The sequence below is a fragment of the Marinomonas sp. NPDC078689 genome, assembly GCF_044542435.1.
GTDB classification, from domain to species: Bacteria; Pseudomonadota; Gammaproteobacteria; order Pseudomonadales; family Marinomonadaceae; genus Marinomonas; species Marinomonas arenicola.
Genome location: NZ_JBITUJ010000009.1, coordinates 108,191 through 121,521 on the forward strand (window position 1 = coordinate 108,191; position 13,331 = coordinate 121,521).

Annotated in this window: 12 protein-coding genes; 10 read left to right on the forward strand and 2 right to left on the reverse strand. The window is 44.9% G+C overall.

Annotation, left to right across the window (positions count from 1 at the left end):
• Nucleotides 1-51 precede the first annotated feature (51 nt).
• From ffh to ACIGBN_RS14720, 10 genes are all read left to right on the forward strand, one after another.
• Nucleotides 52-1,434, forward strand: a complete 1,383-nt coding sequence (gene ffh, locus ACIGBN_RS14675) for a signal recognition particle protein (RefSeq protein WP_133002710.1) — start codon at nt 52-54, stop codon at nt 1,432-1,434.
• Nucleotides 1,435-1,611: 177 nt separating this feature from the next.
• A complete protein-coding gene (gene rpsP / locus ACIGBN_RS14680; RefSeq protein WP_012071436.1) occupies nt 1,612-1,860 on the forward strand; it encodes a 30S ribosomal protein S16 in 249 nt (82 codons plus the stop codon).
• Nucleotides 1,861-1,875: 15 nt separating this feature from the next.
• Entirely contained in the window at nt 1,876-2,421 is a 546-nt protein-coding gene (rimM, locus tag ACIGBN_RS14685) for a ribosome maturation factor RimM (protein ID WP_396666292.1), read from the forward strand.
• Between the two features lie 21 nt (nt 2,422-2,442).
• Nucleotides 2,443-3,195: a tRNA (guanosine(37)-N1)-methyltransferase TrmD gene (gene trmD / locus ACIGBN_RS14690; RefSeq protein WP_133002712.1), complete on the forward strand. Its 753-nt coding sequence runs from the start codon at nt 2,443-2,445 to the stop codon at nt 3,193-3,195.
• Nucleotides 3,196-3,263: 68 nt separating this feature from the next.
• Entirely contained in the window at nt 3,264-3,626 is a 363-nt protein-coding gene (rplS, locus tag ACIGBN_RS14695; protein ID WP_133002713.1) for a 50S ribosomal protein L19, read from the forward strand.
• A 104-nt stretch (nt 3,627-3,730) separates the two neighbouring features.
• Nucleotides 3,731-4,450, forward strand: coding sequence for a thioredoxin fold domain-containing protein (locus ACIGBN_RS14700; protein ID WP_133002714.1), 720 nt, complete (start codon nt 3,731-3,733; stop codon nt 4,448-4,450).
• A 146-nt stretch (nt 4,451-4,596) separates the two neighbouring features.
• Nucleotides 4,597-5,898 (forward strand): homoserine dehydrogenase, encoded by a 1,302-nt coding sequence (locus ACIGBN_RS14705; RefSeq protein WP_396666295.1) that lies wholly within the window; start codon nt 4,597-4,599, stop codon nt 5,896-5,898.
• A gap of 12 nt (nt 5,899-5,910) precedes the next feature.
• A complete protein-coding gene (thrC, locus tag ACIGBN_RS14710; RefSeq protein WP_133002716.1) occupies nt 5,911-7,296 on the forward strand; it encodes a threonine synthase in 1,386 nt (461 codons plus the stop codon).
• Nucleotides 7,297-7,384: 88 nt separating this feature from the next.
• Nucleotides 7,385-8,110, forward strand: a complete 726-nt coding sequence (locus ACIGBN_RS14715) for a 16S rRNA (uracil(1498)-N(3))-methyltransferase (RefSeq protein ID WP_133002717.1) — start codon at nt 7,385-7,387, stop codon at nt 8,108-8,110.
• A gap of 93 nt (nt 8,111-8,203) precedes the next feature.
• A complete protein-coding gene (locus tag ACIGBN_RS14720; protein WP_396666298.1) occupies nt 8,204-9,316 on the forward strand; it encodes a GGDEF domain-containing protein in 1,113 nt (370 codons plus the stop codon).
• 53 nt (nt 9,317-9,369) lie between these two features.
• Here ACIGBN_RS14720 and ACIGBN_RS14725 read toward each other — a convergent pair whose 3' ends face one another.
• Nucleotides 9,370-10,602, reverse strand: coding sequence for a sugar MFS transporter (locus tag ACIGBN_RS14725; RefSeq protein WP_133002719.1), 1,233 nt, complete (start codon nt 10,600-10,602; stop codon nt 9,370-9,372).
• Between the two features lie 248 nt (nt 10,603-10,850).
• Nucleotides 10,851-13,235: a methyl-accepting chemotaxis protein gene (locus ACIGBN_RS14730; protein ID WP_396666300.1), complete on the reverse strand. Its 2,385-nt coding sequence runs from the start codon at nt 13,233-13,235 to the stop codon at nt 10,851-10,853.
• Nucleotides 13,236-13,331 lie beyond the last annotated feature (96 nt).

The window sequence follows — 13,331 nt, forward strand, 5'->3', positions numbered from 1 at the left end:
AAACCGTGAAAGTCGGTTTTTTCCATATAGGACAAAAAATTTGAGGGCAATATGTTCGACAATTTATCGAATCGCTTAACTTCCTCGCTTGATCGTATTCGAGGTCGCGCCAAATTAACAGAAGACAATATTAAAGATGTGCTTCGTGATGTGCGTATGGCACTTCTTGAAGCCGATGTTGCGCTGCCTGTTGTTAAGGATTTCATCGCCGCTGTCAAAGAGCGTGCGGTTGGAACCGAAGTTACAAAAAGCTTAAGCCCTGGCCAAGTTTTCTTAAAAATCGTTAAGCAAGAACTTGAAAAAGTCATGGGTGAAGCAAACGATGGGTTAAACCTTCGTGTGGCTCGTCCAGCGGTTATCTTGCTTGCTGGTCTGCAAGGGGCGGGTAAAACCACTTCGGCGGCGAAACTGGCGAAATACTTAACGGAGCGTGAGAAAAAATCCGTCTCGGTTGTCAGTGCGGATGTGTATCGTCCAGCGGCGATTAAACAGCTTGAGACGTTGGCGGGTGAAGTCGGCGTTGACTTTATTCCTAGTGATATTTCTCAAAAGCCAATCGACATTGCGAACAACGCGATCGATTATGCGCGTAAAGCACATAAAGATGTATTGATTGTCGATACGGCAGGCCGTTTGGCCATTGATGATGCCATGATGGCAGAAATCAAAGCGCTTCATGGTGCGATTAATCCGATTGAAACCTTGTTCGTTGTCGATGCAATGACAGGTCAGGATGCGGCGAACACGGCGAAAGCGTTTGGTGATGTATTGCCTTTAACGGGTGTCATCCTAACCAAAACAGACGGTGATGCTCGCGGTGGTGCAGCGCTATCGGTTCGTCATATTACCGGTAAGCCAATTAAGTTCTTGGGTGTGGGTGAAAAAACCGACGCGCTTGAACCTTTCCATCCAGATCGTTTGGCGTCTCGTATTCTTGGTATGGGCGACATGCTTTCCCTAATTGAGGAAGCTGAGCAAAAGATCGATAAAGAAAAAGCCGAGAAGCTTGCGGGCAAGCTGAAAAAAGGCAAAGGCTTCGATCTAGAAGATTTTAAAGAACAGCTTCAGCAAATGAAAAACATGGGCGGCATGAGTTCCATGTTAGATAAGCTTCCTGGAATGGGGCAGCTGGGCAATATTCAAGACAAGGTGAACGACAATATGTTCGTTCAAATGGAATCATTGATTAATTCAATGACGCCAGCGGAGCGTCGTAATCCGGATGTGATTAACGGTTCTCGTAAAAAACGTATTAGCAAGGGTGCCGGTTTACAGATTCAAGATTTGAATCGTCTTTTGAAGCAGCATAAGCAAATGCAGAAGATGATGAAAAAAATGACGGCCAAAGGCGGAATGAAAAAAATGATGCGTGGTTTGGGTGGAATGATGCCGGGTGGTGGTATGCCAGGTGGCGGTGGATTCCCTAAGCTATAGCCGTATCCTGTTGTTTTTATTAACGGCAGTTAAAAAACTGTCGTTTTTAATGTCTGGGCGAGCAATTCGCCCTTTTGTTTTTCTGGTTAATCGACTAGAATATGCCGCCCTCTTGTAGTATGAGTCAAAAGTCGACTCGGCAAGAGGCGTTTCGTTAAGCAATAAGGAACCAATAATATGGTAACTATTCGTCTTTCTCGTGGTGGCTCTAAAAAGCGCCCATTCTATCATTTGAACGTGGCTGATAGCCGTCGTGCACGTGATGGTCGTTACATCGAGCGTTTGGGTTTCTTTAACCCTGTAGCTCGTGGTCAAGAAGAACGTCTACGCATCGATCTAGATCGCGTAAACCACTGGGTTAGCCAAGGCGCTCAACTTTCTGACCGTGCTGCGCAGCTTGTAAAAGATGCTAGCAAAAACGCTTAATACTGAGGTAATGCTATGTCTGAATTAAAACAAGCGGCCGCTCCTGAGCAAGCCCTTGTGGTTGGACGCATTACATCGGTTTACGGTGTTAAAGGGTGGGTGAAGTTATATTCACACACCGACCCAATGCAAGGAATCTTTGATTACAAGCATTGGTGGTTGAAAACTCCTAGTGGGTGGAAGACCGTTGAATTAAGCCAAGGACGACTGCAAGGTCGTGGTTTGGTGGCATCAGTGAAAGGTTATAGCGACAGAGATCTTGTAAAAGAAATCTGCGGTATGGATATCTACATTGATGGCAAAGAGCTCCCAGCGTTAGAGGAAGGTGATTACTACTGGAGTCAGCTGGAAGGTCTTAGGGTTATTACCAAAGAGGGTGTCCTCTTGGGGAAGGTTTCTCAGCTTTTGGAAACCGGTGCGAATGATGTTGTCGTTGTCCGTGCGTGTGAAGGCAGTTTTGATCGCGAAGAACGCTTGATCCCCTATGCGCCAGGGTCTTATGTTGTAGATATTAATCTAGAACAGCAGGAAATGGTGGTTGATTGGGATCCAGAATTTTAAGCGTAAAGCTGGAGTCATAACGTGAAGGTCAGTGTTATATCGCTTTTTCCGGAGATGTTTCAAGCCATTACCCAATATGGAGTAACGGGCAGAGCCATTAAGTCTGGTTTAGTGTCGATGGATTTTATTAATCCTCGAGATTTCACCCATGACAGACATAAAACTGTGGATGATCGACCTTATGGTGGTGGTCCTGGGATGCTGATGAAAGTTCAGCCTCTCAAAGATGCGATTACAAGCGCCAAGTTATTGGTGCCGAACGCAAAAGTTATTTATCTATCCCCTCAAGGGCGTACGCTGACGCAAGAAGGTGTGCAACAGCTTGCTAAACAAGCAGAATTTATTCTGGTAGCAGGTCGTTATGAAGGCGTTGATGAGCGTTTAATTCAATCTGAGATTGATGAAGAATGGTCGATTGGCGACTTTGTTCTAAGTGGTGGCGAGTTGCCGGCTATGGTGCTGATGGATGCCGTACTTCGTATGGTTCCTGGAGTGCTAGGAAAGCAGGCTTCTGCGGACGAAGATTCGTTTGCAGACGGTTTGTTAGATTGCCCGCATTATACTCGACCAGAAGTGTTGGATGGCGAATCTGTCCCTTCTGTACTGCTTAGTGGCAACCATGAGGAGATTAGACGCTGGCGATTAAAGCAAAAGCTCGGAAGAACTTTGCAACGCCGGCCAGACCTTCTGCAAGACCTTGAGTTGGACAAGGAACAGCAGAAGCTGTTAGAAGAGTTTATTCGTGAAACTGAAGATTCAACCTCGGCAGAGTAGGAATTACGAGCTTGTCAAAGAGAAGAACCTTCGCTTGGCAAGAAACCATATCATTAGGAGTCACATCCATGAGTAATAAAACTAAACTGATTCAGCAAATTGAAGCTGAACAGATGACAAAAGAAGTCCCAGCCTTCGGTCCTGGTGACACTGTTGTTGTTCAAGTTAAAGTTAAAGAAGGTTCACGCGAGCGTCTACAGGCCTATGAAGGTGTTGTAATTGCTAAGCGTAATCGCGGTCTTAACTCAGCATTTACCGTTCGTAAAATCTCTAGCGGTATCGGTGTTGAGCGTGCTTTTCAAACATATAGCCCAATTGTTGAAAGCATCGAAGTTAAACGTCGCGGTGACGTGCGTCAGGCTAAGATCTACTACCTACGCGAGCGTTCTGGTAAATCAGCACGTATTAAAGAGAAATTGGCTAAACGTTAATTTTTCTGTGTTAAAAAAAGGCGACGAAAGTCGCCTTTTTTTATGGAACTTCCTCCTAGGGTTGTGGCCTAATGTTGATTACTCTTATTTGCTTGAGGTTATCAATGACGCCCTTCTTTCAGCTCTTTTCTCGATACGCAATAATCACTTCCCTCCCTGTTTTATTTTCCTCTCTTGCTTTTGCTGGTAAAGCGGAAGTAGATGCCGCTGTGCAACAGGCGCTACCTCAATACAGTATAGAAAATATTGAACTTCATTCTGGTTCAGGCTTATACACGGTGACCTTAAAAGATGGACCGGCTTTGCACGTTACTGCCGATGGAAAATATTTCACTACGGGGGATATTTATCATATCAATGGCACGGCCGTAGAAAACGAAACCCAGAAAGCGAAGCTTGCCGAGATAGAGGCGTTACCTGTTTCTAGAATGATTGTCTTTAAAGCCGCTAAGGAAAAAGCGCATATCACAGTGTTTACGGATGTCGATTGTGCCTATTGCCGTATGCTGCACAAAGAAGTTCCTAAGCTAAATGAAATGGGCATTACGGTACGTTATTTGGCTTACCCTCGTGCTGGGCTTGGTTCTGACTCCTACAAAAAAATGGTTAGCATCTGGTGTTCTGATGATCCTAAAGGTTGGTTAACGAAAGCCAAAGAAGGTGACGCGATACCAGAAAACACCTGTGTAAACCCAGTTGCAGATGACTATAACCTAGGGAATTCTATTGGCGTTCGCGGTACTCCAACGATTGTCTTGCAAGACGGTCAGTTGATTCCTGGCTATTTGCCTGCGAATGAATTAGCGAAAGAGCTTGGGTTATAGCTTTATCGCGAAATATTCCACTAAACATGAGCCGTGTTCAGGGTATTCTTCGTTGGGTTTAATTCACTCTGACGCTATAATGGCAAGGCTTAGATGTTGGAAATGAACATCGTATAAAAATTAAATTATCTCTGTGGGGTATTGTTTTGAAACCGGTAAAAGTCGGAATTTGTGGGCTGGGAACGGTAGGTTCTGGCAGTTTTAATATTCTGCGTAAAAACGCAGAAGAAATTACACGACGTGTCGGCCGTTCAATCGTAATTGAGCAAGTAGGGGCGCGTCGCGATAACGATGCATGCGACACCACCGGAGTGAACATGACCCGCGACATTTTTGATGTCGTGAATAATCCAGAGATTGATATTGTTCTTGAGCTTATTGGTGGCACATCCGTCGCGAAAGAGCTCGTGCTAACCGCCATCAAAAATGGCAAACATGTGGTAACTGCTAACAAAGCACTCATTGCAGAACACGGCAATGAGATATTCGCAAGAGCACAAGAAAAAGGCGTTATTGTTGCCTTTGAGGCCGCTGTGGCTGGCGGTATTCCTATTATCAAATCTCTTCGTGAAGGTTTGTCTGCAAATCGCATTGATTGGTTGGCGGGTATCATTAATGGTACGGGCAACTTTATTCTGACTGAGATGAGTGAAAAAGGTCGGAATTTTGATGATGTGCTAAAAGAAGCGCAAGCATTAGGTTATGCCGAAGCGGATCCTACATTTGATGTAGAAGGTATTGATGCCGCTCATAAATTGACTATTTTAGCCTCTATTGCATTTGGTATTCCTTTGCAGTTTGAGAAAACCTATACCGAAGGCATCAGTCGTATTACCTCTGAAGACGTCGCTTTTGCGCGTGATCTAGGTTATGCCATCAAACATTTGGGCATTGCTAACCGTACTAAAAATGGCATTGAGCTGCGCGTCCATCCGACGTTGATCTCGAATAAGCAGTTATTGGCCAATGTGAATGGTGTGATGAATGCGGTCATGGTAAAAGGCGACGCGGTCGGTCCTACTTTGACTTATGGTGCGGGCGCTGGCGCTATGCCAACAGGCTCATCGGTTGTGGCTGATGTCATTGATGTTGCGCGTACTTTGACGTCAGATCCTACCAACAGAGTGCCGCATTTGGCCTTCCAAGCGGATGCCTTGTCTGATGTTAATATTCTATCTATTGAAGAAATTGAATGTGGTTTCTTCTTGAATATGACGATCCAAGACCGCGCTGGTGTGTTGGCGAATATCACTCAGATCTTATCCAAAAATGGCATTAGCATTGAGTCTTTGATTCAGCGTGAGCGTGAAGGCAGCGACCTTGTGCCGCTGGTAGTCATGACCCATGACGTGAAAGAGCGTTCTATGAATGCAGCCATTGCTGAAATTGAAGCCTTGCCAGATGTTGCGGGTACTGTTCAACGTATTCGTGTCGAAACATTGGCTTAAGGGGAAACAATCATGAAATATATTTCAACTCGTGGTAAAGCACCTGCCTTGTCTTTTGGCGATGTGCTATTGGCTGGTTTGGCGAATGATGGCGGTTTGTATGTGCCAGAAACCTTACCTCATTATAGTAAAGAAGACATTGCCTCCTGGGCGAATCTAAGTTACCAAGAACTTGCTTTTAAAGTGATGTGGCCTTTTGTGGAAGGCGACATTCCTGCGGATGCGTTTAAGCGTATGATCGATGAAGCGTATTCGAGCTTCAATCATTCGTCTGTAGCGCCTATGGTTCAAGTTGGCAATAACGAATGGATACTTGAGTTATTCCGTGGACCTACCTTGGCATTTAAAGATTTTGCACTGCAATTACTCGGGCGTTTGATGGATTATGTTCTGTCTGAGCGTAAAGAGAAGCTTGTGATTCTTGGTGCGACATCAGGTGACACAGGGTCAGCCGCTATTGAAGGTTGCCGTCATTCTGAGCATTTAGATATTTTTATCCTGCACCCATATGAACGAGTGTCTGAAGTGCAACGTCGCCAAATGACGACCGTTATTGATGACAATGTTTTCAATATCGCAGTGAAAGGTAACTTTGACGATTGCCAAGGTATGGTGAAGTCTAGCTTTGCGGATCAATCTTTCTTGAAAGGCGCCAAGTTGGGCGCGGTGAATTCAATCAACTGGGCACGCATCATGGCTCAAGTTGTTTACTACTTTTCATCGGCTTTGTCTGTTGGTGCGCCACATCGTAAGGTGTCTTTCTCTGTGCCAACCGGTAACTTTGGCGATATTTTCGCGGGTTACCTTGCTAAACAAATGGGCTTGCCGATCGATCAATTGGTTGTTGCGACGAACCAAAATGACATTTTGCACCGTGTGATTTCAGAAAACGACATGAGTCGCCAGTCACTAAACGTTACCTTGTCTCCAAGCATGGATATTATGGTATCGAGTAACTTTGAGCGCTTGTTGTTTGATGCTCATGGCCGCGATGGCGTCGCAATCGATGACTTGATGGCACGCTTTAACAAGGGAGATGTATCCCTTAATGATCAAGCTTGGTCATTTGTTAAAGATAATTTCGACAGTTACAAAGTGGATGACAAGAAAACCTGTGATGTGATTGCTGATGTGTTTGCATCTACTCAGTATCTTCTTGATCCTCATACGGCAATTGGTTTGGAAGCCGCACGTCAGTGTTGGAAAGACAAATCTGTGCCTATGATTACTCTAGCAACAGCGCATCCGGTGAAGTTCCCAGAAGCGGTTGAAAAGGCCGGTTGCCAATCGCCAAGTTTGCCTGAGCATATGAAGGATCTTTTTGAGCGAGAAGAATCTTACACTGTGCTAGACAACAGCTTAGACGAGGTTCAATCATTTGTTGCCGAGCGTATTTAGCCGCGCAATAGTGAGTTAACGATAAATAAAGCCGGCTCTCTGTGAGGGCCGGCTTTTCTTCTTTTACCTTTCCTACCAGTTACTTTCTATGAACTTAATTTTACTTGATCCAAATAATGAGCCCAGTAGCGGACAATATGCGTTAACTGAGCGTCAACAATTGCATGTGTCAAAGGTTATCAAGGCGGTCACTGGCGATGTATTACGTGTGGGCTTGCTCAACGGCGGAATCGGTGAAGGTGTTTATCAGGCGCCAGAAAACTCAAACCCTGGTGTTATTCATTCATTGACCTTGCATTCTGAACCGCCCGCTGCCTTGCCTATGGTGTTAGTGATGGCCTTACCAAGGCCTAATATGCTCAAGCGAACGTTGCAAAATATCAGTGCGATGGGGGTAAAGGAAATCTATCTGATTCATTCTGCAAAAGTGGAAAAAAGCTATTGGCAGAGCCCTGTGCTGCAGCAGGATTCTATCCAGCAGTCGTTATTGGAAGGGCTGGAGCAAGCGAAAGACACCATTATGCCTGTGTGTCACATGATCCCGCGTTTTCGTCCCTTTGTAGAAGACCAATTGCCTGCGATTGTCGCGGATAAGCGAGGGCTACTTGCTCACCCATATCAAGCGAAGGCGTGCCCTGTGGCGATCAAAGAGCCTTGCGTGTTGGCTTTGGGGCCAGAAGGTGGCTGGAATGAGTTTGAAGTAGAAAAATGGCTCGAAGCTGGGATGGAGTCTGTGCACCTAGGGGATCGTATTCTTAGAGTAGAAACCGTCGTACCTGTGTTGTTGTCGAGACTGTATCCTGCTGGTTGTTAATGTCCCCTAATCTCTATTAATTTGTCTTAATACTGCTCAGTAGGGAAACTCTACGTATTTTAAGAGTGTAGTAAGCAAATGAAGGAGAGAGGAATGAGCGAAGTAGCTCGTGGTTGCCAGCCTGATGCTCAGCGCGATAATAAAAACTTGATGCAGCGTTGTGTTCATCACGTTTTTTATTTCGGCCTGTCTGGTGAGATATTTTCCGAGCAAATTCGTCGCACCTTGCTCGTTAATCTGTTTTCCATCGTCGGTATAGTCTTTACCTTCCCACTGGGTATTGCGGCGCTATACCGTTCTAATACTTGGCTTGCCCTTGTTTTGCTGTGTTTCGCATTCATCTTTTGTATCAACCAGTTTTATCTTAGGCGAACTAGAAACCATGAGATCTGCGCTAATATAATCATCTATCCTCTGTATTTTCTCATGCTGTATCTCGTTTTCACCGGTGGTGTTAATGGCACAGGGTATGTATGGATTTTTTGTGTTCCTGCTGTGTCTTTGTTTATTCAAGGGATAAAGCGAGGCGTGATCGAGATGGTCATTTTTACCTTGCTGCTTATCGTCATTCTGTATTTTTTTGCGAGTGTTTATGGTTTTGCTTTTCACTATGATGAAGACCTAAGGTTTCGTGTAATCGCATCTTTTATCGTGGTATTTTTCTTGTCGACTATTTATGAATATTCCATGTCGCGTTTTAATAAAGCTTTGCATGAATCGTCAAAGCAGCTTAAGGAACAGGCTGAAACAGACCCTTTAACGCAGCTATTGAATAGGCGAGGGATGCAGCAACGCTTAGAAGAGGCTGAAGGCGCTGAGCTGCGTTTGGTGTTAATTGACGTGGATTATTTTAAAAACATAAATGATCAATACGGCCATGATTGTGGTGATTTTATTCTCCGTTCGCTTGCCAGACTAATACAAAAAGAGCTGCCTGAAGGCGCTTGGTTATCTCGCTGGGGAGGAGAAGAATTTTTACTGGCACTTAATGACGCTTACTTAGGCCAAGCGATAGAAGTCGCCGAGAAAATTCGTCAGGCTATAGAAGGGTATGATTTTAATTACGATGAGCAAGAGATACGCATCACCGCCAGCTTTGGTATCGTTCCATTAGGAACTGATCACCCTTTGGCTCTGGCTTTGAAGGCGGCTGATAGCTTGCTATATAAAGCAAAAGACGCTGGTAGAAACAATATCTGCGTGTGATTGGTTGGCTTGAAAGTCCTCCTTAAAATATTTTAAGGAGGACTTGTTACTATTTAGTGAGTGCGAACTTTGGAGCCGATAGCCCCATAGTACGCAATGTATAGGTAGCAAATAACAGGCATAACAAAGGAGATCTGTAGGCCAATAGAGTCAGCCAGAGAGCCTTGAATGACGGGTAAAATTGCACCACCTACAATGGCCAAACAAAGTAAGCCAGAGCCGCGACTGGTCTGTGCGCCTAAGCCGCTAAGGGCAAGGCTGAAAATCGTCGGGAACATAATTGAGTTAAAGAAACCCACTAATAAGATAGACCACATGGCAATGTGACCGTCATTTAAGATCGTGCTTACAATCAAGACAATGGCCAATAAAGCGTTCATGGTAAGCAGTTTGCTTGCCGACATTCGCTGCATCAGCGCTGCCCCGATAAAGCGCCCAACCATAGCGCCTCCCCAGTAATACGCAACGTAGTGAGCGGCATCTGCTTCGGCCAGCCCTGCAATATTATCAAGGCCAAAGAAGTTAACGAGTAGGCTCCCAATAGAGACCTCCGCGCCAACGTACATAAAGATAGCCACAGCACCTAACACCAAATGGCGGTAACTTAAGATACTGATGTCTGGTGCTGCTGTGCTTTCTTCTTCGACATTCGAGGGCGTTGGCAGACTAATGCGAGTGAAGATAATCGCCAAAATAACAAGCGCTGCGGCTAACCCTATATAAGGGAAGATCACGCTTTCTGCTTCTTGCGCTTTGGACGCATATTGACCTGCAGCGGTAAACAGTAGTGCGCCACCAACTAAAGGAGCAAGGGTTGTTCCTAACGAGTTGAATGCTTGTGAAAGCGTTAAGCGACTGGATGCGGTCTCGGAAGGCCCCATAATGGTGACAAGAGGGTTAGCGGCGACTTGTAAAATAGTGATGCCGGACGCTAAGACAAAAAGAGCGCCTAGAAAAATGATATAAAGTTGCGCTTTTGCGGCGGCAATAAAGAGTAAACAGCCCGCTGCTGCAATCATTAATCCGATGCCTATGCCGCGTTGGAAGCCAATTTTCTTAACAAGGTTACCGGCTGGAACAGAAACAATAAAATAGGCGCCGAAAAAGCAGAATTGAATTAGCATCGCCTGTGTATAGGAAAGGTCAAAAACGCCTTTTAAGTGTGGGATTAGAATGTCATTAAGCGATGTAATAAACCCCCACATAAAAAACAGGGATGTGAGAGCAACGAACGCAAAGCGTTGATTTAACTGTGGCTTTTCAGCCATAGATGACGTGTTTTTCATAATTTTTCCGATCAGTTTAAACGAGGATTGTTCGTTTTTTATCTTTAGAATAGTTATCCAAATCAAAAAATCACGGCATCATAGCACCGTAAAGGCGCTTAAGTGTGTCGGGGGGTGTTGTGTGACATAAGTGTCCTAATAAGTTCCTAAATAGGCACTCTACTGTAAGGAAATATTACCTAGCCGTATTTTATGTAACATACTCCAGCCTCGTTTGTGAGCTGGCTGGAGTAGGTTATTTGGCGGGATTATTTATCTTGTGGGTCAACGTGACGAGTGAAGTCGCGACGATCGGTAGACCATTGCTTATCGGTTACTTGGAACTGGTTGATATTCACAATGATGTTGTCGGCGAGTTTGATGACATCGTAGCCAACCAAAGTGGAATGTTCGGTTTGTTGGTTGATCGCCACAAAGCTTTGCTTCATCTCGTCATAATGGGCGGTGACATCAAGGAAGTTGTTTTGTTGGCTTTTTATCGCATGGGAAATTTGCTCGACTTTATGTGAGATGGTTTCCATCGCGGCTTGTACTTGGGACAAAGAATCCGTGGCGTCCCCGGTGTTTTTCGACGACTGCTCAGCATTAATTTTGCTTTTCTCCATGCGTTTCACAACTTCTAGCGTACCGCTTTGAATGGCTTCAACCATGCTGGCGACTTCGTCGGTGGATTGGCGCGTTTTGGATGCCAATGAACGAACTTCGTCAGCCACGACCGCAAACCCACGACCGGTTTCACCCGCTCGTGCCGCTTCAATCGCCGCGTTGAGCGCCAACAGATTGGTTTGTTCTGAAATGCCATTAATCACATCAATAATGCCAGCGATTCTATCGGTATCGTCTTTGAGCTTTGAAAGCGCGTCGACGGCGAGACTAATGTCTTTGGACAGCTCGTCCATTGTTTGAGCGACGTTATTAACCACCTGACTGCTCGAATGAACTATCTTGTTGCCTTCTATCGTAGCTTCGCTAATTTGCTCCAGTTCGGCTTTTACTTGCAAAGTGGAATCATTGGTATCAGATAAGCAAATGTTAACTTGCTCAGCTTGGTTCTTTTGTTGTTGTGTGGCGATAGACAGTTGGCCGTTTACATCGGCCATGTCTTCTGAAATGGGCTTCAGGCGAGTGACGGATGCCAAAACCGAAGAAAATGTTTTATCGATGTGGGCGATAAATAAATTGATGCCTGCTGCTAAATCCGCGAGTTCGTCTTTGCGTTTTATGGGTAAACGCTGAGTTAGATCGCCTTCGCCCATGGCGATGTCGTGCATCACTTCACCCATTGCTTTAATTGGGCGAACTATGATGTTAGCAACCAGTAAGCCTAGAAGAGCGCCAACAATGAGGGCTATGACAGAGACAATGGCCAGCGTGGTGTAAATCCTTGCTTGTAATTGATAGACGGATTTGAGGGCTTCGGCTTCGCTGATTTCACTGATAATGGCCCAATTCATGCCTTGGATATTTAAGGGTTTGTAGGCAAGCAGGGCAGGGACGCCCAAATAGTTGGTTTCTTGAATGAAGCCTGTTTCACCATTAATTGCTTTTTTCACACCTTCTCCGGTTACCTTAAGAAGGTTGATGCTTGTGCCTCGATGGGCAATTTCATCCAACGTTTTTGGCGGTAGCTTGATGGCTTTTACTTTTTCTAAAAAGGCCGCTTTATTTTCCAGTAATAAACGCTCGTTACTGCGCATTAGATAGTCACTACCCACCAGGTAAGTTTGCCCTGTTTCCCCTAATCCACTGGCAGCCCAGTTTTGATGGTGAGACATCACTGAGCTGATGCGGTCAATAGGCATTTGGAAAATCAACACCGCAATGGTTTTGCCATTATCAATCACTGGCGTAGAGATAAAAGACGCCGCGGCATTATAGGATGGACCATAAGGAGAAAAATCTGTGAGATAGGTGGTATCTTTTGGTGCTTTAACCGCGTGTTTGAACGCTTGCGCTAAACCGGTATTTTTATAAGGTCCAGAGAGCAGCGAGGTGGCAAAATCGAGTTCTTTAAAAACGCTATACACGACATGACCGCTGTTTGCGTCGACCAGAAACACATCATAGAAACCAAAGCGCTGTTGGAACTCATGAAACATAGGGTGGAATTCTTGGTGAACTTTATCGTATGTAGAATCATTGCCTGCGCTGTTTAAGCTGTCTTTTTGACCTAATTGGGCTGGATTATTGCTGATGTAGGCTTCTTGCATGGCTTTGGCAATAGGACTTAATGCGGTTAACAATGCGTCTGGGTTGCTGGATTCACCCGCGTTAAGTGTTTGATAATTCTTATCGAATTGCTGCTGATAGTAGTCGTTTAATTTTTCATCGTCTGCGGCGGTGGTCGTAGTTGGAAAGGCGTTAAAAGCGCTTGAGAAAGCCTTGGCGGCCGCTAAGGTGCTGTTGTTATGGGATAAGCTGGCGATTTGTCGATCAATCAATGAAAAATAGGTTTCAACAGACTCTGCGGTTAGATCTCGCGACAGCGCGAGCTGTTTTTGAGCGCTGTCTTGTAAGGCACTCGTTCCTTCGTTTAGGGCATTGTTGCTTAATATTAATCCCACAACAATAGTAGGAACGACTGCTAGCAAGGTGCCCATTAGAACCAAACGCATCTTAATTGATAAAGCCATTTTTCATCCTAAAAATTGATTTAATCTAAATCATATAAAAATATAAACCGTTATTAATGCTTTAGTAAAGAAAGTGCAAAAAAATTGTCTTGATTA

Excerpts from the sequence above, each read along its gene's own strand:
- ACIGBN_RS14720 (WP_396666298.1), top strand. The coding sequence starts at position 8,204 with ATGAGCGAAGTAGCTCGTGGTTGCCAGCCTGATGCTCAGCGCGATAAT.
- rimM (WP_396666292.1), top strand. The coding sequence starts at position 1,876 with ATGTCTGAATTAAAACAAGCGGCCGCTCCTGAGCAAGCCCTTGTGGTT.
- ACIGBN_RS14730 (WP_396666300.1), bottom strand. The coding sequence starts at position 13,235 with ATGGCTTTATCAATTAAGATGCGTTTGGTTCTAATGGGCACCTTGCTA.
- ffh (WP_133002710.1), top strand. The coding sequence starts at position 52 with ATGTTCGACAATTTATCGAATCGCTTAACTTCCTCGCTTGATCGTATT.
- ACIGBN_RS14715 (WP_133002717.1), top strand. The coding sequence starts at position 7,385 with ATGAACTTAATTTTACTTGATCCAAATAATGAGCCCAGTAGCGGACAA.
- ACIGBN_RS14700 (WP_133002714.1), top strand. The coding sequence starts at position 3,731 with ATGACGCCCTTCTTTCAGCTCTTTTCTCGATACGCAATAATCACTTCC.
- ACIGBN_RS14725 (WP_133002719.1), bottom strand. The coding sequence starts at position 10,602 with ATGAAAAACACGTCATCTATGGCTGAAAAGCCACAGTTAAATCAACGC.
- thrC (WP_133002716.1), top strand. The coding sequence starts at position 5,911 with ATGAAATATATTTCAACTCGTGGTAAAGCACCTGCCTTGTCTTTTGGC.
- rplS (WP_133002713.1), top strand. The coding sequence starts at position 3,264 with ATGAGTAATAAAACTAAACTGATTCAGCAAATTGAAGCTGAACAGATG.
- rpsP (WP_012071436.1), top strand. The coding sequence starts at position 1,612 with ATGGTAACTATTCGTCTTTCTCGTGGTGGCTCTAAAAAGCGCCCATTC.